This is a genomic window from Klebsiella sp. CSG-1 (genome assembly GCF_056521145.1).
This window is the reverse complement of the sequence record NZ_JBWNLD010000005.1, coordinates 441,866-464,739: the sequence shown is the minus strand read 5'-3', so window position 1 is coordinate 464,739 and position 22,874 is coordinate 441,866. Positions and strand designations below refer to the sequence as shown.

The window sequence follows — 22,874 nt, the reverse complement described above, 5'->3', positions numbered from 1 at the left end:
TTATCGCCCGGCTATCGCTTACGGCTTAGCCACAAAACCAATGGCTTCATAGACTGCTTTCAGCGTTTGCGACGCACGAGCGCTGGCTTTTTCAGCCCCGTCTTTCATCACCTGATTGAGGAACGCTTCGTCGTTACGGAAGCGGTTATAGCGCTCCTGCAGCTCCAGCAGCATACCGGACACCGCATCAGCCACTTCGCCTTTCAGGTGACCATACATTTTGCCTTCGAAATGCTGCTCCAGCTCCGCGATGCTCTGACCGGTAACCCCGGAAAGAATATCCAGCAGGTTGGAGACACCGGCTTTATTCTGCTGGTCATAGCGGACAACAGGCGGCTCATCGGAGTCCGTCACGGCGCGCTTGATCTTTTTCACCACCGATTTCGGGTCTTCCAGCAGACCGATCACGTTATTGCGATTGTCGTCTGACTTGGACATTTTCTTTGTCGGTTCAAGCAGGGACATCACGCGGGCACCGGATGCAGGAATAAACGGCTCAGGCACTTTAAACACCTCGCCGTAAAGGGCGTTGAAGCGCTGCGCGATATCGCGGCTCAGCTCCAGGTGCTGTTTCTGATCTTCGCCAACCGGAACCTGGTTGGTCTGATACAGCAGAATGTCCGCCGCCATCAGCACCGGATAGTCAAACAGACCGGCGTTAATGTTTTCCGAATAGCGCGCAGATTTGTCTTTGAACTGAGTCATCCGGCTCAGTTCACCGAAATAGGTGTAGCAGTTCAGCGCCCAGCCCAGCTGTGCGTGTTCCGGCACGTGCGACTGAACGAAGATGGTGCTTTTCTCCGGGTCGATACCACATGCCAGGTAAAGCGCCAGAGTATCCAGCGTCGCTTTACGCAGTTTCTCAGGATCCTGACGCGCGGTGATGGCATGCAAATCCACGATGCAGTAGATGCAGTGATAATCATCCTGCATGCTCACCCATTGACGCAGCGCACCCATATAGTTGCCAATGGTCAATTCACCTGAGGGCTGTGCGCCACTAAAAACGATGGGCTTAGTCATTTTTCAATTCCTGAGTTTCACTGTACGGTAGCCCGAGAGCGGGCAAGAGTTCATTAAATTGGTCGAAGATGTAGTCCGGTTCGCTGAGCGCGATCGACTCGCCGTAGTTATACCCGTAGGTCAGTCCGACAGAGCTGCAGCCAGCGGCTTTAGCCGCCTGAATATCATTACGTGAATCGCCAACGAACAGCAGCTCAGCAGGCGCCAGACCTAGCTTCTGCGCCACAAGCAGCAGCGGATCCGGATGTGGTTTTTTATTCTTCACATCATCGCCACCGATGACGACCGTAAAATATTTCGCGATATCCAACGCTGCCAGAATTGGCGCAACGAACGGCGTCGGCTTGTTGGTCACCAGCGCCAGCGGCAGGCCTTTCGCATGCAGTGCGCCAAGCGTATCAGCCACTGCCGGGAACAGAAAACTGCCTTCTTCCGCCGCTTCAGCATAGTAGCGATCGAACAGCTTACGCAGCACCAGCAGCTGCTCTGCCCGCGGAATATCGTCATGATCGACGGAGGGTTTTCCCATTGCAGCACGCTGGGTTGCGCGTTCCTGACGCGCCCAGCTCAGGGCCCGCTCCATCAGAACATCCGCACCGTTGCCGATCCAGGTTACGACGCGCGCCTCGCCCGCCATCGGCAGCTCCAGCGCATAGAGCGCGCTATCAACCGCAGCCGTCAAACCCGGTGCGCTGTCGACCAGCGTGCCGTCAAGGTCAAAGGCGACACCGCGAACAGAGTGTAATTTATCCATGACTAACCTTTGCTAATTCACTACGCATTTGATCAATAACCTCCTTGTAGTCAGGACGGTCGAATATCGCGGAGCCGGCAACAAACATATCTGCGCCTGCCGCCGCAATGTCCGCAATATTGCTGACCTTCACGCCGCCGTCGACTTCCAGACGAATGTCATAACCCGACGCATCGATGCGCTGGCGCACTTCGCGCAATTTATCCAGCGTCTGGGGGATGAAGGACTGGCCGCCGAAACCTGGGTTAACGGACATCAGCAGGATAACGTCCAGCTTATCCATCACATAATCAAGGTAACTCAGCGGCGTGGCCGGGTTAAACACCAGACCGGCTTTACAGCCATGTTCTTTGATGAGCTGCAGGCTGCGATCGACGTGCTCAGAGGCTTCCGGATGGAAGGTGATAATGCTGGCGCCCGCCGCGGCGAAATCAGGGATGATGCGGTCGACCGGTTTCACCATCAGGTGCACGTCGATCGGGGCGGTGATGCCATAGTTGCGTAGTGCTTTCAGCACCATAGGGCCGATGGTCAGATTCGGCACGTAGTGGTTGTCCATCACGTCAAAGTGCACAACGTCCGCACCTGCAGCCAGCGCTTTGGCGGTATCCTCGCCCAGGCGGGCAAAATCAGCCGACAGAATCGAAGGGGCAATCAAATACTGCTTCATCCGCATCTCCTTGAAATTATTTAGTCTTGGGCGGACGGTAAAGAGCCAGAAGCTCGTCCACCTTCTTTCGTGTACCACCGTTGCTGCTGATACTGCGTCGAACTTTGACGACATGCAGTTTAGCCTGACGATACCATTCGCGCGTGAGCGCGGTATCGTGGTTGGAAATCAGAACCGGAACCCGCTGTTCCAGCAGGTTCTCCGCCAGCTGCGCCAGATGGGCCTGCTGCTCGGCGTTAAAGCTGTTCGTATGATAGGCCGTAAAATTGGCGGTAGACGACAATGGCGCATACGGAGGATCGCAATAGACCACCGAAGAACCGTCCGCGCGCGCCATGCTGTCGGCATACGACTCGCAGTAGAAGTACGCATTCTGCGCCTTCTGGGCAAAATGATACAGCTCAGCTTCCGGGAAGTAGGGCTTCTTATAACGGCCGAACGGTACGTTAAATTCGCCGCGCAGATTATAGCGACACAGGCCATTGTAACCATGGCGGTTCAGATACAGGAACAGCACCGCACGACGCAGCGGATCCTGACTTTGATTGAATTCAGTACGGAACTGATAGTACTGCTCTGCCGCGTTATTCTCAGGCGTAAACATTTCACGCGCCGCCGCAACATACTCATCCGTCTGCAATTTAACGATGTTGTAAAGACCGATCAGGTCGCTGTTGATGTCCGCCAGAATATAACGAGAAAAGTCGGTATTCAGAAATACCGACCCTGCGCCCACAAAGGGCTCAATCAGACAATCGCCTTGCGGCAAGTGTTTCTTTATATCGTCAAGCAGGGGGTATTTCCCCCCTGCCCATTTCAGAAAAGCGCGATTCTTTTTCATGCTGCCTAACTAATTACCACATTCTCCGGCTGTGGAGAAAGCTCCGACAGCACCCTGCGCTTAAGACTACACCGCACTTACTTCAGATCAGCCTGAACCTGATGCAGCGGTTTCGCCCACGGGTTTTTCGCCTGCACATCCGCTGGCAGAGTGGCAACAGCACGCTTCGCTTCATCTTTCGAAGCGTAGATACCGCTGACCAGTACATACCATGGCTGACCGTTACGCGTGGTCTCGTAGACGACATATTTATCCAGCTTCTCTTTCTTCGCCCAGCTATTCAGGTTGTTGTAGTTGGAGGAGCTGCTGAGTTGCAGAGTGTAGTTACCCGACGGCGCCGCTTTCATCGAGCTGACATCACCGGCAGTTTTACCCCCGGCAGTCGCAGCCGGAGCCGCCGTCGCCGCAGCGGTAGCCGCTGGTGCGGTCGCGGTTGTCGTTGTCGTCGGAGCCGGCTTAGTTGTCTGTGCGGTGGCAACAGGTTTGCTCGGCTGAGTGACAGGCGCTTTCACCGGCGCGGCCGCGGCAGTGCTTTCAACACGCTTCGGCTGAACCGGTTTCGCTTCAACCGGGGCTTTCGCCACTGGTTTCGGCTCAATCACCGTATGCTTACGCTCTACCGGACGCGGAGCGGCGGCAGTCTGACGTTCAGTTGTTGCCTGACGCGGGGCGGCGCCATTACGGACAGGAGCAACGGTTGCCGGTTCAGTCGGCAGCGTAGAGTTCGCTACGGCGCTGTCAATCTGGCCCTGCTGCTGAGTCAAGGCATTATTCAGATCGCCCTGTACTTCAACACGCTGCTGTCCCTGCGGCTCAGCGGCAGTCTGGCCCTGAGTCGGGTTAGAGGCGATCGGCGGCAGAGAAACATCCTGCTGCGCGTTGTTTGCCGTTGTCTGGTCCTGAGCGGCAGGCTGGCCATTGCCAGACTGTCCATTGTCAGACTGATCGCCTGACAGGTTAATGCTCTTCTCGCCTGACGCGGTTTGTTCACTGGAAGAGGATGGCGACTTCAGTGCAGAGCCAATGCCGACGATCAGCAGCAGCAGCACGAGAATCCCCACCCCCATCATAATATATTGGCGGGAGGCTGGCTTCGCGGGCGCTTTCTTACGCTTGCGCGGACGACGCTCAACCTGCTGTTCTTCGGACTCTTCGTCTTCTTCAGACTCTACGTCCGCTTCATACTCTTCTTCATCGCGCTCACGGCGTGCTTTGCTGGCGCGCGTCGGACGACTGTCGTCCGCATCAAGATCGACATCATCAAAATTGATCTGCGGATCGCTATCGCGCTCGGAAGATTGACGGGAACGACCAGTACGACGATCGCTGCGATCGGCTTTCAGATCATCTTCTGGTTTTAATTCATCCATTTAACACCCCACTAAAAGGCTTATGCTCACGACTATTGCATGTCACCTGAAATGATAACGCCGCGCGGACGCGGCTAGACCTTCTTATTGTTGCGCTAGCTGTGTATCAGCAATCGCGCCAAGAACTACATCATGCGACACTCCGCCGCGAACTTCGCTTTTCCCTATTGCCAGCGGTAGCACCAGCCGCATCTCGCCTGCCAGCACCTTTTTATCACGCATCATGTGGGGCAGATACGCCTGCGCAGTCATCTCCTGCGGCCCACGTACCGGCAAGCCCGCACGCTGCAGCAGCGTCACGATACGCTGTGTATCCTGTGCGCTGAACTGCCCTAATCGCTCGGACGTATGCGCAGCCATCACCATACCGGCAGCAACGGCTTCACCGTGTAGCCAGTTACCGTAGCCCATTTCGGCTTCAATAGCATGACCAAAAGTATGCCCAAGATTGAGTAAAGCACGTAACCCGGTTTCGCGCTCGTCGGCAGCAACAACTTCGGCTTTCAGCTCACAGCAACGACGAATACAGTACGCCATCGCCTTCTCATCAAGCGCCATCAGCGCATCGATATTGCTTTCCAGCCAGCTGAAGAATTCACCGTCGAGGATAATGCCGTACTTGATCACTTCGGCCAGTCCGGAAGAGAGTTCACGGGCCGGCAACGTCTTAAGACAGTTGAGATCGACGACCACGGAAACCGGCTGCCAGAAGGCACCAATCATGTTTTTACCAAGAGGGTGATTGACGGCCGTCTTACCGCCGACCGAAGAGTCCACCTGCGACAGCAGGGTGGTTGGAACCTGGATAAAACGCACGCCGCGCTGATAGCTAGCCGCAGCAAAGCCGGTTAGATCACCGACCACGCCACCGCCGAGCGCCACCAGAGTGGTGTCACGGCCGTGCGGTTTTTGCAGTAAAGCGGTAAAGACGGAGTCCATCACCGTCAGGCTTTTGTACTGCTCGCCGTCGGGTAGAATGACGCTATCTACGTTAACCCCCGCCTGCTCCAGTACAGAGCGAACGTTATCCAGATAAAGCGGCGCCAGCGTTTCATTGGTGACCAGCATAACCTGGTCGCCTGATTTCAGTGGCTGAAAGGAAGCTGGATCGTTAAACAAACCAGCCGCGATGGTAATCGGGTAACTACGTTCCCCGAGGGTTACAGTAAGCCTCTCCATAACGCGACGTCCACCTCAGTTGCTTTTTACTCTGACGCTCTTTATTAAGCCAGAATCAATTGCTTTCCAGCATATGAATAATCTGGTTTGCCACTACTTTTGCGCTCTGATCGTCGGTACGGATAGTGACGTCAGCAATCTCTTCATACAGTGGGTTGCGTTCGTCGGCCAACGCTTCAAGAACTTCGCGAGGCGGCGCTTCAACTTGTAATAGAGGACGCTTTTTATCGCGCTGCGTACGGGCAAGCTGCTTTTCGATCGTTGTTTCCAGGTACACCACCACGCCGCGGGCGGAGAGACGGTTACGCGTTTCACGGGATTTCACAGAGCCGCCGCCAGTCGCCAGCACAATTCCCTGTTTTTCCGTCAACTCATTGATGATCTTTTCTTCACGGTCGCGGAAGCCGTCTTCACCTTCGACATCGAAAACCCAGCCCACATCTGCGCCAGTGCGTTTCTCAATCTCTTGATCAGAATCGTAAAATTCCATATTGAGCTGTTGGGCTAACTGGCGCCCAATAGTGCTTTTGCCGGCACCCATAGGCCCAACCAGAAAGATATTGCGTTTCTCTGCCATTTTTTCGGTACTACTAAGACTATTCGTTAATGGTAAACCCGCTTCGCGAATACCCAGCGCAGCAGGACATGAACTGAAACCTCATATGCAATAGAGCGAGAGTCAGACTAAAAATTATCTCAATACTCAGGCAGGTTTGGCAACTGAATATACTCGTCATTATTCAAACTACCTCGCCGTCGGCTGCACTTATCCGCCTCCAGGTGCATAGTTATCTATGTTTCTGGGGGTAAACCAGCTTACCGCCTCGACGCATCCTGAATGATCGTGTGGATAAATCACCGGACAAAAAGGGAGGATTGATGCCGAACCCGACTCTCAAATCGGTACCCCTTGTATGCTAAATCCGTCCTCACGTCAAACACCTGAAACGTGTTTAGCAAGAAAAACCGCTTAATGCACTGCCAGAATTCGTGGGGTAATGAAGACAACCAGTTCGCGCCGTTCGTTATCTTTACCGTCGCGACGAAACAGCTGGCCGAGCAGCGGAATGTCACCCAGTAGCGGAATACTGTCGCGGGCAGATTTCTTTTTTTGCGAAAAGATTCCGCCCAGAGCCAGCGTTTCGCCGCTTTTAACTTCAACCTGCGTCTCAATTTCCTGTTTATCGATAGCCAACGCTTCGCCGTTTTCCTGCTTCAGAACCTGACCTGGCGTATTCTCAGTAATGCGTAGCTTCAGGCGCACGCGATTCTGTTGCAGAACCGTTGGCGTGACCTCCATTCCCAGAACCGCCTCTTTAAACTCAACCGATGTTGCGCCGCTTTCCCCGCTGGAGACCTGATAGGGAATTTCGCTACCCTGCTTGATGCTGGCAGGCTGCATATGAGAAGCCAGCAAACGCGGGCTGGCGATGATTTCCACCTGCTGTTTTTGCTCCAGCGCCGAAAGCTCCAGCTCCAGCAATCGCCCGCTCAGACGACCGATATTAAACCCCACGCGAGTGCTGGCATCGTTCACCGCCTGATGGCTGCTTAAGGTCGTCAGCTTACCGGAACCCGGCGCGCTGCTGGCTTCGGCCATGCTCCATTTCACCCCCAGTTCACGCAGGCTGGTTTCACTCATCGAGACGATATGTGCCGCCAGTTCGACCTGACCGACCGGCAGATCCATCTCCTGGGCCCACGCTGTCAACGTCGACAGATGCGCGGCATCGTCGTGAATGAACAGTCGATTGGTGCGTTTATCCACCGTCAGGCTGCCCCGGGCGCTGAGCAGTTTGTCCCCGGACTTTGCCAGCTCGCTCGCATCGGCATGCTGCAGCATCACGCTATGCCTTTGCAAAGGCAGATTCTGCAATTGCTTCACGCGCGCCGCCTCTTGTTGCGCCTGCCGCGCATTTTGCCAGCCCAGCGTATGCACATGCAGGACCGTGCCCTGCTGGTTATACATCAGCCCGGCGCTATCAATCACCGCGCGCAATGCCTGCTGCCAGGGAACGTTTTTCAGATGAAGCGACACCGTACCGCTGACGTCAGGCGCTACGACCAGATTTTTTTGCTGCATCTCGGCCAGCGTTTGCAGCACCTGGGCTACCGGCACATCATCAACCACCAGCGACACGAGTTGCTCATTTTTTGCCGCCGCTAGCGCTGGCAACAGTAGAAACAGCAGGCTTATCCATCGCATCATTTTTTGCTCCTTTTTCCCGCAGCCATTCCCAATGCGCAGGTTCGCATCCAGGCCCTGTTGTTATTTCAATTCGCTCCGCCGTCAGCACATGGATTCGCCAGCCCCCCGGCAAAGCGTCATCTTGTCGCACCCGTAGCCATTGGTTACGATGGTCCAGTAAATAACCCACCCAATATTGCGGATGACCGACCGCGCCACCATAGCGCCATTGCGCCAGCTGTGCCGTCTGGCAGCGATCCTCCGGAGGCAGAAACGGATCGCGATCGCCGGCCAGCAATGGTAGCGAAAGCGGCAACAGCCATAGAAAGCGCCAACCCTTACCCCACATCTTCGGCCTCCAGCTGTAACGTCATCAGCAGTGCCTCTTTTTCCGGACGCAGCGAAAAGCCCGTTACGCGCATCCCGCACTCCGCCAGCCAGGAAAACAGCGGCGGGACCGCCTGCCAGCTGGCCTCCAGCAGCAGCTCACCGCCATGCCCCGACGGGCGCCAGGTCACCAGCATGGCGCCTGATACCGGCAGCGCAACCGGCGAGAACAGCGAGCGCTGTTGCTCATCAGGAAGGACATTTTGCAAGGCAGTCTGCAGCGGCATTAACCGAAGCCACTGCTGACGCAGCCGGAGATGTCCGTCGGTTTCTGTCGGTGGAGGCGAAGCCGACAGCCGAAAAAAAATCACCACGAGCAGCCCCAGAATAATCGGCAGCGCGAGCCGCCCGCCACGCAGAGAAAACAATGCCGTCATTCCACGTTCAATGAGTGCCTGCATCAGCGTGCTCTCCGCTCAGGGAAAAGCGAAACTGCCAGCGCCCCGACTCACCGCGGCGCGTTTCACCGGCTTTAGCCGGTTTGAACCCGGCAACCGCACCCAGCGCTTTTTCCAGCCCCGCCACGGCATTAAGATTCAGCGCCAGACCGCTCAACATCAGGGTATCGCGCTGATACTCCAGCCGGGTTAACCAGGCCTGTTCCGGTAGTTGCGCGGCGATTGCCTGCAATCGGGGCCGCCAGTCCTCGGTTAATGCCCTTCTTTGCTGTCTCAGCCGCAGCCGCTGTGCTTGCTGCTGTCGCTCCAGCATCATGCTTTCGCGCTGACGGAGTGCGGACCAGAGCTGGTTTTCAGCCGCGGTTCTCACCGCCGCCAGCGCCTCAACCGCGTGACGCTCAGCCCGGTTAACCTGAGCCATCGTCAGCAAGAGCAGTAGAAACCCCACCGCGTACAGCAGCGCGACACGCAGCTGCTGGCGGCGACGCGCTTCACGCCATGGCAAAAAATTCACCGCCGTCGTCATCGTTACCGCCCTCCTAACGCCAGCGCAATCGCCACGGCATAGCGGTCTCCACAGCTCGGCAGCGGTGGTTGCAGGCGATGAATCACGCGCCAGGGGTCAAAAGCGGTCTCATCGCCAGAACGCGTGGCGCAGCGCTGGAGTGATTGGGCATCGATAAGCCGGGAGAGTTGTGAAAACGAAGAGGCTTCAGCGCACGGCAAACTGCCCCAGCCCTCCCGGGTTGCCCACAGCCAATGAGGCTCGTTGCGCCACGCCAGGCCTTGCGAGCCAGAGGGTAACCAGGGGAGGAACACCGCCAGCGCGCTGGCATCCGGGACAATGCCTGCGATGCTCAGCTTCAGGCGGGCGGCGAGCTGACGCAGAACGTCGATATCCAGGCGTTGTGCCGCCGTCACCCGCCACGCGTTATTTGCCGGCGCGGCGGAATAATCGACGCACAGCGAGGCGGCGGGCATCTCCAGCTGTTGCGCCATCACGCTGGCTATCCAGGTTGCCCGCTCCCTGTCGCTCAGAGACAGCTGCGGACGCGGCAGCTGCTTTTGTAGCGTACGGCTGGCCGGAAACGCAATGCTGACCTGATGTTGCAAAGGCAGTTCCCGCCGCCAGCTCTGCAACCGTTCAGCCAGCGCAGTCACGTCAACCACCATGCCATGACGCACGATGCCGGGCGCCAGTTCGATGTCCCACCAGCGGCATAACGCCCAGCGGGAACGCGCATAGCGCAGTGCGACCAGCACGATTGCGTCCTGTTGAATATGCATCCCGATTCGCCAGTTGCTGAAAGCCATGCTTACGATCTCCTTGTCCGCCATTACGGCTCGACTCTATCAATGCACCAGGCTTGCCTTTATACTACCGCGCGTTTGTTTATAAACTGCCCAAATTAAACTTAATGGGAAATCTCCGGTGAAGTTCGTAAAGTATCTATTGATCCTTGCAGTCTGTTGCGTACTGCTGGGAGCAGGCTCGGTTTTTGGCCTCTATAAATATATTGAGCCGCAACTCCCTGACGTCGCGACCTTGAAGGATGTGCGTTTGCAGATCCCGATGCAGGTCTATAGCGCGGATGGTGAGCTTATTGCGCAGTATGGCGAGAAACGCCGTATTCCCGTCACGTTGCAGCAAATGCCGCCCGAGCTGATCAAAGCGTTTATTGCCACCGAAGATAGTCGTTTCTATGAGCATCACGGCGTCGATCCAGTCGGTATTTTTCGTGCAGCCAGCGTTGCCATGTTCTCAGGCCATGCCTCACAGGGCGCCAGTACGATCACCCAGCAGTTAGCGCGTAACTTCTTCCTGAGCCCAGAGAAGACGCTGATGCGTAAGATCAAAGAGGCCTTCCTGGCGATTCGCATCGAGCAGTTGCTGAATAAAGACGAAATCCTTGAGCTGTACCTGAATAAAATCTATCTCGGCTACCGCGCCTATGGCGTCGGCGCGGCGGCGCAGGTTTACTTTGGTAAATCTATCGACCAGCTTAGCCTGAGCGAAATGGCCGTTATCGCTGGCCTGCCTAAAGCACCATCGACATTTAACCCGCTCTATTCCATGGACCGCGCGACCGCGCGTCGTAACGTTGTTCTGGCACGTATGCTGAGCGAAGGCTATATCACGCAGGCGCAATACGATCAGGCGCGCAACGAAGCCATTGACGCCCGCTACCACGCACCGGAAATCGCCTTCTCGGCACCTTATCTCAGTGAAATGGTCCGCCAGGAGATGGTTAACCGCTATGGCGAACAGGCGTATGAAGATGGCTATCGCGTTTACACCACTATCACGCGTAAAAACCAGCAGTCTGCTCAGCAGGCCGTCCGCAATAACGTGCTGGATTACGATATGCGCCATGGCTACCGCGGCCCGGCCAACGTGCTGTGGAAAGTGGGCGAAACGCCCTGGGATCACGCGAAAATCATCGCATCGCTGAAAAGCCTGCCCGGCTACGGGCCGCTTGCTCCGGCGGTAATTACCTCGGCAAATCCCCAGGAAGCGGTCGCATTATTAAGTAATGGAACGTCGGTCACGCTGAACATGGAGGGCGTCCGCTGGGCGCGTCGCTTTATCTCCGATACCCAGCAAGGAGCGACTCCGCGGAAAGTCACCGATGTCCTGCAGTCCGGGCAGCAGGTTTGGGTCCGTCAGGTCGGCGACAGCTGGTGGTTGTCGCAGGTACCGGATGTAAACTCGGCGTTGGTTTCCATTAACCCGCAGAACGGCGCCATTATCGCCCTGGTCGGCGGGTTCGACTTCAATCAAAGTAAATTCAACCGCGCGACCCAGGCCCTGCGCCAGGTAGGCTCAAACATTAAGCCGTTCCTCTACACTGCGGCGATGGATAAAGGCCTGACGCTGGCCAGTATGCTTAACGATGTGCCGATTTCCCGTTGGGACGCCGGTGCAGGTTCCGACTGGCAGCCGAAAAACTCCCCGCCGCAGTACGCCGGCCCGATTCGTTTGCGTCAGGGACTGGGACAGTCGAAGAACGTCGTGATGGTTCGCGCCATGCGTGCCATGGGCGTGGATTACGCGGCGGAGTATCTACAGCGTTTCGGTTTCCCGGCGGGGAATATCGTGCATACCGAGTCGCTGGCGCTGGGGTCCGCATCCTTTACGCCGCTGCAGGTTGCGCGCGGTTATTCGGTGATGGCCAACGGCGGCTTTCTGGTAACGCCGTTCTTTATCAGCAAAATCGAGACCGATCAGGGCGGCGTGATCTTTGAAGAGCGGCCTAAAGTTGCCTGTCCGCAGTGCAACCTGCCGGTAATTTACGGCGATACGCCGAAATCCGACGTGCTGGAAAATAAAGATGTCGAAGATGTCGCGACCTCTGCAACACCGCAGAACTCCGCGCTGCCGCCGCAGCCAGAGCTTGAACAGGTCAACCAGGCGCTGGTAGCGCAAACCGGCGCCCCGGAATACGCGCCGCATGTGATCAGCACGCCGCTGTCATTCCTGATTAAAAGCGCCCTGAACAGTAACATCTTCGGCGAACCGGGCTGGATGGGGACCGGCTGGCGCGCCGGTCGCGATCTGCAGCGCCACGATATCGGCGGTAAAACGGGGACCACCAACAGTTCAAAAGATGCGTGGTTCTCCGGTTATGGTCCGGGTGTCGTGACGTCGGTATGGATTGGTTTTGACGATCACCGCCGCGATCTGGGGCGAACCACCGCATCCGGGGCGATTAAAGATCAGATCTCTGGCTATGAGGGGGGAGCCAAAAGCGCCCAGCCAGCCTGGGATGACTTTATGAAACGCGTGCTGGAAGGCGTACCTGAAGAGCCATTAACCCCGCCGCCTGGCGTGGTAACGGTCAATATCGACCGCAGCACCGGCCAGTTGGCAAGCGGTGGTAACAGCCGCGCCGAATACTTCATTGACGGCACACAGCCGACCCATCAGGCGGTGCATGAAGTGGGGACCACGATCACCGATGGTGGCGGTGAAACCCACGAATTGTTCTGATAAAAAAAGCGCCTACGGGCGCTTTTTTTCTGCTTCTGTTTGCAGGCCATGGTTGCAGGCCAGATGTCTGGCAAGGCGTCGGGCAGTCTACAAGCGTCCCTGAGCCCGCAGCCACTCGCGGACCAAAAACAGGGCGCTGACGTTGCGCGCTTCATTAAAATCTTCATCATCCAACAGCGTCATCAGCTGCGACAGCGGCCAGCGTACCTGCGGTAAGGGTTCCGGCTCATCGCCAGGCAGCGATTCCGGGTACAGATCTTCAGCCACCAGGATATTCATCTTGCTGGAGAAATAGGACGGTGCCATGCTCAGTTTTTTCAGGAACGTCAGCTTATTCGCGCCGAAACCAACCTCTTCTTTCAGCTCACGGTTCGCGGCTTCCATGACGGTTTCGCCCGGATCAATCAGCCCTTTAGAAAACCCAAGCTCATAAGATTCGGTGCCAACGGCATATTCACGAATCAGAATGAGATGGTCATCGACAATCGGTACAATCATCACGGCTTCACGCGTCGAAGGGCGCATGCGTTCATAAACGCGACGCACGCCGTTGCTGAATTCCAGGTCCACGCTTTCAACGTTAAAAAGACGCGAACGCGCTACTGTTTCAACATTGAGAATGGTGGGTTTTTGTAATGATTTGCTCATTGTTATCGATCTATGCTGTGATTCCAGAAGTCATTGTGCGATACGCAGCACGGTTTCGGCAATTCAATTCGCCACTTATTTACATAGTTGCAACTTGCACGCCCAAAACACGAGAATCAGAAAGATAAAAAAGTCAATAGGTTGAAATGTTTTTGAGAATTTACTGATTCCTGGATTTTAACGATTTTGATAAGCTTGTATGCTGCTGTATCGCACAATAAATTTTCCCGTATACATACGCTATCTGCCGAGAGCACACTGCAGGTTCACGCAAAGTGTTAAGCAACTAAAGACACCTGTAAGAAAAGAATAACTACGATGGGATGGGCATGGGCACCTTTCTGATTTCTTTCACAGCTCTGCTAATCTGCGCATTGCTTATCGGGTGGTGGTATCGATCGCATGCCAGACGTCGCCGCCTCCCCCTCCTGCATGCCTTTAGCGATGCCGTCACCCGCAAGCTTTCTGAGCAAGAACGCCGCGCGGTGGAAAAGTACCTTGAAGGTCTCAACCACGCCCGACAGATGCCGGCATCGGGGGCAAGCGTTGCCCCTGCCGCACTGTCTCTCACTCAACAGAGCGATACCGTCTTCACGGTGACCCGCGCCATTACGCGCTATGGCATTACCACCGATGACCCGAACAAATGGCGCTACTTCCTCGACTCGGTGGAGGTGCATCTGCCGCCCTTCTGGGAGCAGTATATCAATGACGAAAATAGCGTTGAGCTGATACCCACCGACAGCCTGCCGCTGGTCATTGCGCTCAATGGCCACGCGCTCAGCGACTACCCGCAGGAGAGCCGCGGTTACGCCCTTGAACGGGCGTCGTCAACCCAGGCGTCAATCCGCGGGGAAGAGAGCGAGCAGATCGAGCTGTTAAGTATTCGCCAGGAAACGGCTGAGGAATACGCGCTGAGTCGGCCGGATGGGCTGCGTGAAGCGATCTTTATCGTCACCTCGTTCCTGCTGTTTTACTTCAGCCTGATAAGCCCCTACGTGTTTACCCCGTGGCTAATGCTCGGCGGGCTGCTGTTACTGGCTGCGGGCCTGTGGGGAATCTACGCGCCGCCGCGTAAAACGGCGCTCCGGGAGATCCACTGCCTGCGCGGGATGCCCAAACGCTGGGGTCTGTTTGGCGAAAATGACCAGGAGCATATCAATAATATCTCCCTGGGGATTATCGATCTGATCTATCCGCGCCACTGGCAGCCCTGGATTGCCCAGGATCTCGGCCAGCAGACGGATATCGATATCTATCTCAGCCGTCACGTCGTGCGCCAGGGGCGCTTCCTGTCGTTGCATGATGAAGTGAAACACTTCCCGCTTCAGTACTGGCTGCGTAGCGCCATTATCGCCACCGGCGCACTGCTGGTGGTGGTGATGCTGTGGGCCAGCGTACCGTTGAATATGCCGTTTAAGTTTACGCTTTCGTGGCTGAAAGGGGCGCAAACCATTGAAGCGACCACCGTCGCCCAACTGGAGAAGTCGCAGGTTCGTCTTGGCGATACGCTGCGATTGAAAGGTACCGGAACCTGCAATATCCACTCGCCGGATACCTGGACGGCGAAAGAGAACTCGCCGTTTATGCCGTTTGATTGCTCGCAGATCATCTGGAATGACGCGCCTCCCCTACCGCTCCCGGAGTCCGACGTCGTCAGCAAAGCCACGGCGCTGATGCAATCCGTGCAGCGCCAGCTACATCCCGATCCGGACGATGATTCGCACGTCAGCCCTGCGCTCCGCTCGGCGATTCAGAAATCAGGAATGGTGCTGCTGGATGATTTTGGCGATATCGTCATTAAAACCAACAACCTGTGCGCGGCAAAAGATGACTGCACCCGTTTGAAAAACGCGCTGGTTAACCTGGGCAATACGCGTAACTGGGAAGCGCTGACCAAACGCGCCAACTCGGGCAAGCTGGATGGCGTTAACGTTCTGCTGCGCCCGGTAAGCGCCGAGTCGCTGGAAAATCTGGTGACCACCTCAACGGCACCGTTTGTCATTCGTGAAACCTCACGCGCAGCGCAGGCCCTTAACAGTCCGGCTCCCGGCGGTTTCCTGATTGTCAGTGATGAAGGCAGCGATCTGGTAAATCAGCCGTGGCCGACCACCAGCTTGTATGACTATCCGGCGCATGAACAGTGGGGCGAACTGCAGCGGCTGGCCAGAATGCTGATGCATACGCCGTTCCACGCCGAGGGGATTGTTACCAATCTCTATACCGATGCCAATGGCACGCAGCACATCAACCTGCATCGCATTCCGGACCGTTCAGGTCTGTGGCGCTATCTGGGGACGACGCTGCTTCTGCTGACCATGCTGAGCTGCATGTCGTGGCACGGGATCCTGACGATTCGTCGCTACCAGCGTCATCGCCAGCGAATGGAAGATATTCAGAAATACTACGAAAGCTGTCTGAATCCGGTACTCATCCCCTCGCCGGAACATCAAGAGTAATTCCCTGCGCGGCGGGGTGTGATACCCTGTCGCGCATTTCCCCTCGCTGGAGACTCACCATGCATTTTGATATCGCCTGGCAGGAGGTTGATACCGTTCTGCTGGATATGGATGGCACGCTGCTCGACCTCGCCTTCGACAACTATTTTTGGCAAAAGCTGGTGCCGGAAACCTGGGGGGCGGCACGTGGCCTCAACCTGCAGGAGGCCAAAGAGGCGATGCACCAGGAGTATCACGCGGTGCAGCATACGCTAAACTGGTACTGTCTGGACTACTGGAGCGAGCGCCTGAATTTGGATATTCGTGCGATGACCAGCGAGCAGGGGCCGCGAGCGGCGCTGCGTGAAGATACCGTCCCGTTCCTTGATGCCCTCAAGGCCAGCGGCAAGCGGCGCATCCTGCTGACCAACGCCCATCCGCACAATCTGGCGGTAAAGCTTGAACATACCGGTCTCGACGCACACCTTGATTTATTGCTTTCTACCCACACATTTGGTTATCCGAAAGAAGATCAGCGTCTGTGGCGTGCGGTAGCGGAAGAAACCGGCTTCGATGCGCGCAAAACGCTCTTTGTTGACGATAGCGAGGCGATTCTCGATGCCGCGGCTCAGTTTGGTATTCGTTACTGCCTGGGCGTCACGAATCCGGATTCCGGACTGGCGGAAAAAAGCTATGCCCGCCATCCGGGACTGAACGACTACCGGCGTCTGATCCCTTCGCTGACCCCAAAGGAGAGGCCATGAAAGAGAAGCCCGTCGAAGCCGTCAGGCTGGACAAATGGCTTTGGGCAGCCCGCATTTATAAAACCCGTGCGCTGGCGCGCGAGATGATTGAAGGCGGCAAGGTGCATTACAACGGCCAACGCAGCAAGCCGGGTAAAGTCGTTGAACAGGGCGCCACCCTGACGCTACGCCAGGGCAACGACGAACGTACCCTGCTGGTCAAAGGGATAACGGAACAGCGCCGACCTGCCAGTGAAGCCGTCGCGTTGTATGAAGAGACGGCAGAGAGCATCGAGAAACGCGAGAAAATGGCGCTGGCGCGCAAAATGAACGCGCTGACCATGCCGCATCCCGACAGACGTCCGGACAAGAAAGAACGCCGCGACCTGATGAGATTTAAACACGGCGACAGTGAGTAACCGCCTATACCTGTAGGCACCGCTGTTGCCAGCAAGAGAGACCATTATGACTCAACACGATCAATTACATCGTTATCTGTTTGAAAACTATGCCGTACGCGGCGAACTGGTTACCGTCTCGGAAACCCTGGAACAGATTCTGGCGAACCACAGCTACCCGCAGCCGGTCAAAACCGTGCTGGCAGAGCTGCTCGTCGCCACCAGCCTGCTGACCGCCACGCTGAAGTTTGCCGGCGATATCACCGTGCAGCTGCAGGGCGATGGTCCTCTGTCTCTGGCGGTTATCAACGGGACGAATCAGCAGCAGCTGCGCGGCGTAGCGCGGACTCAGGGCGACATTCCGGAAGATGCGGACCTGAAAACGCTGGTCGGTAACGGGTACCTGGTCATCACCATTTCACCGGATGAAGGTGAGCGCTATCAGGGCGTGGTCGGTCTGGAAGGCGACACCCTGGCGGCTTGCCTGGAAGATTATTTCCAGCGCTCAGAACAGTTGCCGACGCGCCTTATCATTCGCACCGGCGAACATGAAGGGAAACCGATGGCGGGCGGCATGCTGCTTCAGGTCATGCCGGCACAAGAGACCCAGGCCAATGATTTCGAACATCTGGCTACGCTCACTGAGACCATCAAAGCCGAGGAGCTGTTCACCCTCTCTGCCACTGACGTCCTGTGGCGTCTGTATCACGAAGAAGAAGTGACCGTGTACGATCCGCAGAATGTGGAATTTAAATGTACCTGTTCCCGCGAACGCTGCGCCGGGGCGCTGAAAACGCTGCCGGATGAAGAGATCGACAGCATTCTCGCAGACGAAGGGGAAATTGATATGCACTGCGATTACTGCGGCAATCATTATCTCTTCAACGCCATGGATATCGCCGAGATTCGCAATAATGCCTCTCCGGCTGACCCGCAGGTTCACTGATAATCCTGTCCGCCAGAGCTCGCGGCGGAGGTTTTCAGCCTCCGCCGCGCCTGTTGTCAAACATTTCCTCGCGTGATGAATCGATTTTCACTGAAAGAGTTACGTAATTTTCTTTCAAGAAAGCGATTACATTCACAATTCAGCAGTTTTTTTAATTACTTTTTAACCAATAAGAAACATCTATCCCCACCAACGGCCAATTTCCTGAGATAATCACGCATGTTTCGTGACAGGAGTCACCGTGTTTTTCGTAAGTAAGGCGTTTGTCGAGATACGTAAATCTATGAGCCTGGTCGCGGTCTATACCCCGAAAGAACCCCTACAATTTAAAGCAGTATATATTATTGGCTAAGGAGCAGTGACATGCGCGTTAATAATGGTTTAACCCCGCAGGATCTCAAGGCTTATGGTATCAATGACGTCCAGGATATCGTCCACAACCCTAGTTACGATACGTTGTATCAAGAAGAACTCGATCCCACTCTGGAAGGGTATGAGCGCGGCGTACTAACCAATCTGGGAGCGATCGCCGTCGATACCGGTATTTTTACCGGTCGCTCGCCGAAAGATAAATATATCGTTCGTGACGATACAACTCGCGATACCGTGTGGTGGTCTGATAAAGGCAACGGTAAAAACGACAACAAACCGCTCTCTCAGGAAACCTGGCAGCACCTGAAAGATCTGGTCACTCATCAGCTTTCCGGCAAGCGTCTGTTCATCGTTGATGCGTTCTGCGGCGCCAATGCCGACACACGTCTGAGCGTACGCTTCATTACCGAAGTGGCCTGGCAGGCACACTTCGTCAAGAACATGTTTATTCGCCCAGGCGATGAAGAACTGGCCAACTTTAAGCCGGATTTCATCGTGATGAACGGCGCCAAATGCACCAACCCGCAGTGGAAGGAGCAGGGACTCAACTCTGAAAACTTCGTTGCCTTCAACCTGACGGAGCGGATCCAGCTGATCGGCGGGACCTGGTACGGCGGCGAAATGAAGAAAGGGATGTTCTCTATCATGAACTACCTGCTGCCGCTGCAGGGTATCGCGTCGATGCACTGTTCCGCTAACGTTGGCGAGAAAGGCGACGTGGCGGTCTTCTTTGGCCTCTCCGGCACCGGTAAAACCACCCTTTCCACCGATCCGAAACGCCGCCTGATCGGCGATGACGAACACGGCTGGGATGACGATGGCGTCTTCAACTTCGAAGGCGGCTGCTATGCCAAGACCATTAAACTCTCCGAAGCCGCAGAGCCAGATATCTATCACGCGATTCGTCGTGATGCGCTGCTGGAAAACGTGGTGGTTCGCGCGGACGGCACGATTGATTTCGACGATGGTTCGAAAACCGAGAACACCCGTGTCTCCTACCCGATCGATCATATCGAGAACATCGTTAAGCCGATCTCGAAAGCGGGCCATGCCACCAAAGTTATCTTCCTGACCGCGGATGCATTCGGCGTACTGCCGCCGGTATCGCGCCTGACGGCAGATCAGACCCAGTATCACTTCCTCTCTGGCTTTACCGCTAAACTGGCCGGTACCGAGCGTGGCGTCACCGAGCCGACGCCAACCTTCTCCGCCTGCTTCGGCGCCGCGTTTTTGTCGCTGCACCCGACGCAGTATGCGGAAGTCCTGGTGAAGCGCATGCAGGCGTCCGGCGCGCAGGCTTATCTGGTCAACACCGGCTGGAATGGCACCGGCAAACGTATCTCGATTAAAGATACTCGCGCCATTATTGACGCCATTCTTGACGGGTCGCTGGACGATGCGGAAACCTTCACGCTGCCGATGTTCGATTTGCAGATCCCAATCTCGCTGCCAGGTGTCGATACGCACATCCTCGACCCGCGCAACACCTACGGTTCGCCAGAGCAGTGGCAGGAGAAGGCCGAGCAGCTGGCGAAGCTGTTCGTAGAGAACTTCGAGAAGTACACCGATACGCAAGCGGGCGCCGCGCTGGTCGCTGCCGGTCCGAAACGCTAACCGTGTATCCATAAAGAATAAGCCGGGCAATGCCCGGCTTTTTTTATGCTCTCGCGCCGACTCGCGCGATTCAGGCAGCCGCGAGCGGCCGCTTAACTCTCTTTGCTCTGTTTCGTCGGCATTAACGCACGTTGAACCGGAACCGGCAGCCAGGCTCGAATTAACAGCCCGCCCCGCTCGCTGGAGCCAATCTCCAGGCGACCGTTATGGTTATCGATAATACGCTGCACAATCGCCAGTCCCAGCCCGGTACCGCTGGTGCTGCGGGCGCTATCGCCACGCACAAACGGCTGGAACAGATGCTCGCGTTGTTCCGGCTTAATCCCCGGACCATCATCCTCAACCTGGAACCAGGCGCTGCTGGCTTCGCTACCGCTGCTGACCTTAATCCAGCCGTTGCCATACCGCGCGGCGTTAACCACCATATTAGCCAGCGCACGCTTGATAGAGAGCGGATGGATGCGCAGCGGAATCTCGCCGGCCTGCAGGTCCGTCGCGATTTCACGTTCGTAACCGCTTTCTGCCGCGATAACCTCACCCAGCACGGAGTTAAGGTCCGCCAGCTCCATCGGCATCTCCTGGCCCGTGCGCAGGTAATCAATAAACTGCTCGATGATGGCGTTACACTCTTCGATATCTTTATTGATCGACTCGGCAAGGTAACCGTCCTCTTCCCCCATCATCTCCGTCGCCAGACGAATACGCGTCAGCGGCGTACGCAGATCGTGGCTGACGCCAGCCATTAACAGCGTACGATCGTCTGCCAGCTGTTTTACGCCTGCGGCCATGTGGTTAAAGGCCCGGGTGACCGAACGCACTTCGGATGCACCGTACTCCCGCAGCGGCGGTGGAATGATGCCCCGCCCGACCTGCAACGCCGCATGTTCAAGATCGACCAGCGGCCGGTTCTGAATACGGATAAACAGCCAGGCGCCGCCGATCGCCAGCAGCATAATCGCCAGGGTATAGCGGAACAGCGGCGAGAAGTCGCCCTGGTGGATTTCCGTCAGCGGTACGCGTACCCAAATATTGGGCGACAGCCAGGTTTTCAACCACACCACGGGGGAGCTTTTGTTAACCTCGACCCGCACTTCGGTTGGCCCACCGAGCTGGTGCGCCATCTGCTGACTTAAAAACTCATAATGCTGCGCCCAGCGCAGGCCTGCGTCTTCCGCCGCTTCATTGGAATAGAGCGAAATGCCCAGCTCGCGATAAATTTCGCGGCGAAACGCCGGCGGCACCACCAGCTGGGTACCATCCTCCAGCTGCAGTTTATCGGTCATCAGCATACGCACTTCGTATGCCAGCACCTTATTAAACTGCTGGAGGCTCGGTAGAATCGCAAAATTCAGCACCACCAGATAGGTCGTCACCAGGCTGACAAACAGCAAGGTGACAATCAATAACAGGGTGCGAGCAAACGAGCTTCGCGGCGAAAAGCGCACGCGTTTCATGCCTTAGAGCCGTCCGGTACGAAGACGTAGCCTAGCCCCCACACGGTCTGGATGTAACGCGGATGTGCCGGGTCCTCTTCGACCATGCGGCGCAGGCGGGAGATTTGTACATCGATGGAACGCTCCATCGCGGAATATTCACGACCGCGAGCGAGGTTCATCAGTTTATCGCGGGAAAGCGGCTCGCGCGGATGGCTCACCAGCGCTTTCAGTACCGCAAATTCACCGCTGGTGAGCGGCATCGGTTCATCTTCGCGGAACATCTCGCGGGTGCCGAGATTCAGCTTGAATTTACCAAAGGCGATGACCGCCTCTTCCTGCGACGGCGCACCCGGCAGCTCATTGGCCTGGCGACGCAGCACGGCGCGGATACGGGCCAGCAGTTCACGCGGGTTGAACGGTTTTGGAATATAGTCATCCGCACCGATTTCGAGGCCCACAATACGGTCAACCTCTTCCCCTTTCGCCGTGACCATAATGATCGGCATCGGGTTGCTTTGGCTACGCAGACGACGACAAATGGAGAGGCCATCTTCGCCCGGCAGCATCAAATCCAGTACCATCAGGTGGAAGGACTCACGAGTCAACAGACGATCCATTTGTTCAGCGTTGGCGACGCTTCGAACCTGGAAGCCTTGCTCGGTCAGATAACGTTCGAGCAGCGCACGCAGGCGCATGTCGTCGTCGACAACCAGAATCTTATAATTCTCTTGCATTGTTTATACTCCCAAAGGTTCACTGCAATTGTCAGTGCGTATTCTCAAAAAAGCCCGGGTCGCCGACCAGCTAAATCTGGTATATATTCCAGGCTAAATTGTTACAAAGCATATTTAACAGCAGCTTAAGTATACATTTAATCATAAGACACATTATTTATCCTGTCGGTATTATTACGCACTACGAATTGTGCGCAACCGCACATCGCCGCGCACCGTGTCCGACAATCAGAAGGTAGAACGATAAATGAAAACGCCGCTGATCACCCGTGAAGGGTATGAAAACCTTAAAAAAGAAATGGATTATTTGTGGCGTGAAGAGCGTCCCGAGGTCACCAAAAAAGTGACCTGGGCGGCCAGCCTTGGCGACCGTAGCGAAAATGCTGATTACCAGTACAACAAAAAACGTCTGCGTGAAATCGACCGCCGGGTACGCTATCTCACCAAATGTCTGGAAAATCTGAAAATCGTCGATTACTCCCCGCAGCAGGAGGGCAAAGTGTTTTTCGGCGCGTGGGTTGAAATCGAAAACGATGATGGCGACACCAGACGCTTTCGCATCGTCGGTTACGATGAAATTTTCGGACGTAAAGACTACATCTCTATCGACTCGCCGATGGCCCGCGCGCTGCTGAAAAAAGAGGTCGGCGACCTGGCGGTTGTCAACACGCCCGCCGGCGAAGCCAGCTGGTACGTCAACAATATCGAATATGTGAAATAGCGCGTCCGGAACAATCTGAGAGC

22 protein-coding genes are annotated in these 22,874 nt (G+C 56.0%); 7 read left to right on the top strand and 15 right to left on the bottom strand.

All coding sequences use genetic code 11. The features are described 5' to 3' along the window. Positions 1-18: 18 nt before the first annotated feature. From trpS to AC007G_RS15335, 12 genes are all read right to left on the bottom strand, one after another. Complete coding sequence (gene trpS, locus AC007G_RS15390; protein WP_032696893.1) at positions 19-1,023, bottom strand: tryptophan--tRNA ligase; 1,005 nt, start codon at positions 1,021-1,023, stop codon at positions 19-21. After that, on the bottom strand, positions 1,016-1,777 hold the full coding sequence (gph, locus tag AC007G_RS15385) for a phosphoglycolate phosphatase (RefSeq protein ID WP_032690462.1): 762 nt from the start codon (positions 1,775-1,777) through the stop codon (positions 1,016-1,018). The genes trpS and gph overlap by 8 nt, the downstream gene beginning before the upstream one ends. Then, on the bottom strand, positions 1,770-2,447 hold the full coding sequence (gene rpe, locus AC007G_RS15380) for a ribulose-phosphate 3-epimerase (RefSeq protein WP_004868444.1): 678 nt from the start codon (positions 2,445-2,447) through the stop codon (positions 1,770-1,772). The genes gph and rpe overlap by 8 nt, the downstream gene beginning before the upstream one ends. A 16-nt stretch (positions 2,448-2,463) precedes the next feature. Continuing rightward, positions 2,464-3,288, bottom strand: coding sequence for an adenine-specific DNA-methyltransferase (dam, locus tag AC007G_RS15375; protein WP_032690461.1), 825 nt, complete (start codon positions 3,286-3,288; stop codon positions 2,464-2,466). 77 nt (positions 3,289-3,365) lie between these two features. Further along, on the bottom strand, positions 3,366-4,658 hold the full coding sequence (gene damX, locus AC007G_RS15370; protein WP_032698703.1) for a cell division protein DamX: 1,293 nt from the start codon (positions 4,656-4,658) through the stop codon (positions 3,366-3,368). A gap of 84 nt (positions 4,659-4,742) precedes the next feature. After that, positions 4,743-5,837, bottom strand: a complete 1,095-nt coding sequence (aroB, locus tag AC007G_RS15365) for a 3-dehydroquinate synthase (RefSeq protein WP_004868451.1) — start codon at positions 5,835-5,837, stop codon at positions 4,743-4,745. Between the two features lie 55 nt (positions 5,838-5,892). After that, entirely contained in the window at positions 5,893-6,414 is a 522-nt protein-coding gene (gene aroK / locus AC007G_RS15360) for a shikimate kinase AroK (RefSeq protein WP_004868452.1), read from the bottom strand. A 393-nt stretch (positions 6,415-6,807) separates the two neighbouring features. Then, positions 6,808-8,046: a DNA uptake porin HofQ gene (gene hofQ, locus AC007G_RS15355; RefSeq protein ID WP_142631028.1), complete on the bottom strand. Its 1,239-nt coding sequence runs from the start codon at positions 8,044-8,046 to the stop codon at positions 6,808-6,810. Then, positions 7,985-8,374 carry a HofP DNA utilization family protein gene (locus tag AC007G_RS15350; protein WP_032690457.1) on the bottom strand — a complete coding sequence of 130 codons (390 nt, stop codon included), beginning with the start codon at positions 8,372-8,374 and terminating at the stop codon, positions 7,985-7,987. Before AC007G_RS15350 ends, hofQ begins: the two co-directional genes overlap by 62 nt. Next, entirely contained in the window at positions 8,364-8,813 is a 450-nt protein-coding gene (locus AC007G_RS15345; RefSeq protein ID WP_032690456.1) for a HofO family protein, read from the bottom strand. The genes AC007G_RS15350 and AC007G_RS15345 overlap by 11 nt, the downstream gene beginning before the upstream one ends. Next, the gene (locus AC007G_RS15340) at positions 8,797-9,336 is read right to left on the bottom strand and encodes a PilN domain-containing protein (RefSeq protein ID WP_142631027.1); all 540 of its coding nucleotides are present in this window, start codon (positions 9,334-9,336) and stop codon (positions 8,797-8,799) included. Before AC007G_RS15340 ends, AC007G_RS15345 begins: the two co-directional genes overlap by 17 nt. 2 nt (positions 9,337-9,338) lie before the next feature. Next, positions 9,339-10,124, bottom strand: coding sequence for a type IV pilus biogenesis protein PilM (locus AC007G_RS15335; RefSeq protein ID WP_142631026.1), 786 nt, complete (start codon positions 10,122-10,124; stop codon positions 9,339-9,341). A gap of 118 nt (positions 10,125-10,242) precedes the next feature. Between AC007G_RS15335 and mrcA the strand changes: the two genes are divergently transcribed. After that, positions 10,243-12,801 (top strand): peptidoglycan glycosyltransferase/peptidoglycan DD-transpeptidase MrcA, encoded by a 2,559-nt coding sequence (gene mrcA, locus AC007G_RS15330; RefSeq protein ID WP_032698697.1) that lies wholly within the window; start codon positions 10,243-10,245, stop codon positions 12,799-12,801. Between the two features lie 87 nt (positions 12,802-12,888). Here the strand turns inward: mrcA and nudE are convergent, their stop codons facing one another. Beyond that, on the bottom strand, positions 12,889-13,449 hold the full coding sequence (gene nudE, locus AC007G_RS15325) for an ADP compounds hydrolase NudE (RefSeq protein WP_032696898.1): 561 nt from the start codon (positions 13,447-13,449) through the stop codon (positions 12,889-12,891). Positions 13,450-13,778: 329 nt separating this feature from the next. Here nudE and AC007G_RS15320 point away from each other — a divergent pair, with 329 nt between their 5' ends. The 5 genes from AC007G_RS15320 to pckA all read left to right on the top strand — a co-directional run bounded on the left by AC007G_RS15320 (position 13,779) and on the right by pckA (position 19,960). Continuing rightward, positions 13,779-15,908 carry an intracellular growth attenuator family protein gene (locus tag AC007G_RS15320; protein WP_046853395.1) on the top strand — a complete coding sequence of 710 codons (2,130 nt, stop codon included), beginning with the start codon at positions 13,779-13,781 and terminating at the stop codon, positions 15,906-15,908. Between the two features lie 59 nt (positions 15,909-15,967). Further along, on the top strand, positions 15,968-16,651 hold the full coding sequence (gene yrfG, locus AC007G_RS15315) for a GMP/IMP nucleotidase (RefSeq protein WP_085397313.1): 684 nt from the start codon (positions 15,968-15,970) through the stop codon (positions 16,649-16,651). Further along, positions 16,648-17,049, top strand: a complete 402-nt coding sequence (gene hslR, locus AC007G_RS15310) for a ribosome-associated heat shock protein Hsp15 (protein WP_032690449.1) — start codon at positions 16,648-16,650, stop codon at positions 17,047-17,049. The genes yrfG and hslR overlap by 4 nt, the downstream gene beginning before the upstream one ends. A gap of 46 nt (positions 17,050-17,095) precedes the next feature. Next, on the top strand, positions 17,096-17,974 hold the full coding sequence (gene hslO / locus AC007G_RS15305; RefSeq protein ID WP_032690448.1) for an Hsp33 family molecular chaperone HslO: 879 nt from the start codon (positions 17,096-17,098) through the stop codon (positions 17,972-17,974). 363 nt (positions 17,975-18,337) lie between these two features. Then, a complete protein-coding gene (pckA, locus tag AC007G_RS15300) occupies positions 18,338-19,960 on the top strand; it encodes a phosphoenolpyruvate carboxykinase (ATP) (RefSeq protein ID WP_142631025.1) in 1,623 nt (540 codons plus the stop codon). Between the two features lie 92 nt (positions 19,961-20,052). On the opposite strand, the gene envZ is transcribed toward pckA, so the two are convergent. Both envZ and ompR read right to left on the bottom strand, forming a co-directional pair. Further along, on the bottom strand, positions 20,053-21,414 hold the full coding sequence (gene envZ, locus AC007G_RS15295; protein WP_032690446.1) for a two-component system sensor histidine kinase EnvZ: 1,362 nt from the start codon (positions 21,412-21,414) through the stop codon (positions 20,053-20,055). Further along, positions 21,411-22,130: an osmolarity response regulator transcription factor OmpR gene (gene ompR / locus AC007G_RS15290; RefSeq protein ID WP_001157751.1), complete on the bottom strand. Its 720-nt coding sequence runs from the start codon at positions 22,128-22,130 to the stop codon at positions 21,411-21,413. The genes envZ and ompR overlap by 4 nt, the downstream gene beginning before the upstream one ends. A 247-nt stretch (positions 22,131-22,377) precedes the next feature. Between ompR and greB the strand changes: the two genes are divergently transcribed. After that, entirely contained in the window at positions 22,378-22,851 is a 474-nt protein-coding gene (greB, locus tag AC007G_RS15285) for a transcription elongation factor GreB (RefSeq protein ID WP_032690445.1), read from the top strand. Positions 22,852-22,874 lie beyond the last annotated feature (23 nt).

What these genes read in the sequence shown, in the direction of transcription:
- hslR (WP_032690449.1), top strand. Translation starts at nt 16,648, where the DNA reads ATGAAAGAGAAGCCCGTCGAAGCCGTCAGGCTGGACAAATGGCTTTGG.
- hslO (WP_032690448.1), top strand. Translation starts at nt 17,096, where the DNA reads ATGACTCAACACGATCAATTACATCGTTATCTGTTTGAAAACTATGCC.
- envZ (WP_032690446.1), bottom strand. Translation starts at nt 21,414, where the DNA reads ATGAAACGCGTGCGCTTTTCGCCGCGAAGCTCGTTTGCTCGCACCCTG.
- gph (WP_032690462.1), bottom strand. Translation starts at nt 1,777, where the DNA reads ATGGATAAATTACACTCTGTTCGCGGTGTCGCCTTTGACCTTGACGGC.
- aroB (WP_004868451.1), bottom strand. Translation starts at nt 5,837, where the DNA reads ATGGAGAGGCTTACTGTAACCCTCGGGGAACGTAGTTACCCGATTACC.
- nudE (WP_032696898.1), bottom strand. Translation starts at nt 13,449, where the DNA reads ATGAGCAAATCATTACAAAAACCCACCATTCTCAATGTTGAAACAGTA.
- ompR (WP_001157751.1), bottom strand. Translation starts at nt 22,130, where the DNA reads ATGCAAGAGAATTATAAGATTCTGGTTGTCGACGACGACATGCGCCTG.
- AC007G_RS15320 (WP_046853395.1), top strand. Translation starts at nt 13,779, where the DNA reads ATGGGCACCTTTCTGATTTCTTTCACAGCTCTGCTAATCTGCGCATTG.
- AC007G_RS15340 (WP_142631027.1), bottom strand. Translation starts at nt 9,336, where the DNA reads ATGACGACGGCGGTGAATTTTTTGCCATGGCGTGAAGCGCGTCGCCGC.
- AC007G_RS15350 (WP_032690457.1), bottom strand. Translation starts at nt 8,374, where the DNA reads ATGTGGGGTAAGGGTTGGCGCTTTCTATGGCTGTTGCCGCTTTCGCTA.
- AC007G_RS15335 (WP_142631026.1), bottom strand. Translation starts at nt 10,124, where the DNA reads ATGGCTTTCAGCAACTGGCGAATCGGGATGCATATTCAACAGGACGCA.
- AC007G_RS15345 (WP_032690456.1), bottom strand. Translation starts at nt 8,813, where the DNA reads ATGCAGGCACTCATTGAACGTGGAATGACGGCATTGTTTTCTCTGCGT.
- hofQ (WP_142631028.1), bottom strand. Translation starts at nt 8,046, where the DNA reads ATGATGCGATGGATAAGCCTGCTGTTTCTACTGTTGCCAGCGCTAGCG.
- trpS (WP_032696893.1), bottom strand. Translation starts at nt 1,023, where the DNA reads ATGACTAAGCCCATCGTTTTTAGTGGCGCACAGCCCTCAGGTGAATTG.
- yrfG (WP_085397313.1), top strand. Translation starts at nt 15,968, where the DNA reads ATGCATTTTGATATCGCCTGGCAGGAGGTTGATACCGTTCTGCTGGAT.
- aroK (WP_004868452.1), bottom strand. Translation starts at nt 6,414, where the DNA reads ATGGCAGAGAAACGCAATATCTTTCTGGTTGGGCCTATGGGTGCCGGC.
- dam (WP_032690461.1), bottom strand. Translation starts at nt 3,288, where the DNA reads ATGAAAAAGAATCGCGCTTTTCTGAAATGGGCAGGGGGGAAATACCCC.
- greB (WP_032690445.1), top strand. Translation starts at nt 22,378, where the DNA reads ATGAAAACGCCGCTGATCACCCGTGAAGGGTATGAAAACCTTAAAAAA.
- rpe (WP_004868444.1), bottom strand. Translation starts at nt 2,447, where the DNA reads ATGAAGCAGTATTTGATTGCCCCTTCGATTCTGTCGGCTGATTTTGCC.
- damX (WP_032698703.1), bottom strand. Translation starts at nt 4,658, where the DNA reads ATGGATGAATTAAAACCAGAAGATGATCTGAAAGCCGATCGCAGCGAT.
- pckA (WP_142631025.1), top strand. Translation starts at nt 18,338, where the DNA reads ATGCGCGTTAATAATGGTTTAACCCCGCAGGATCTCAAGGCTTATGGT.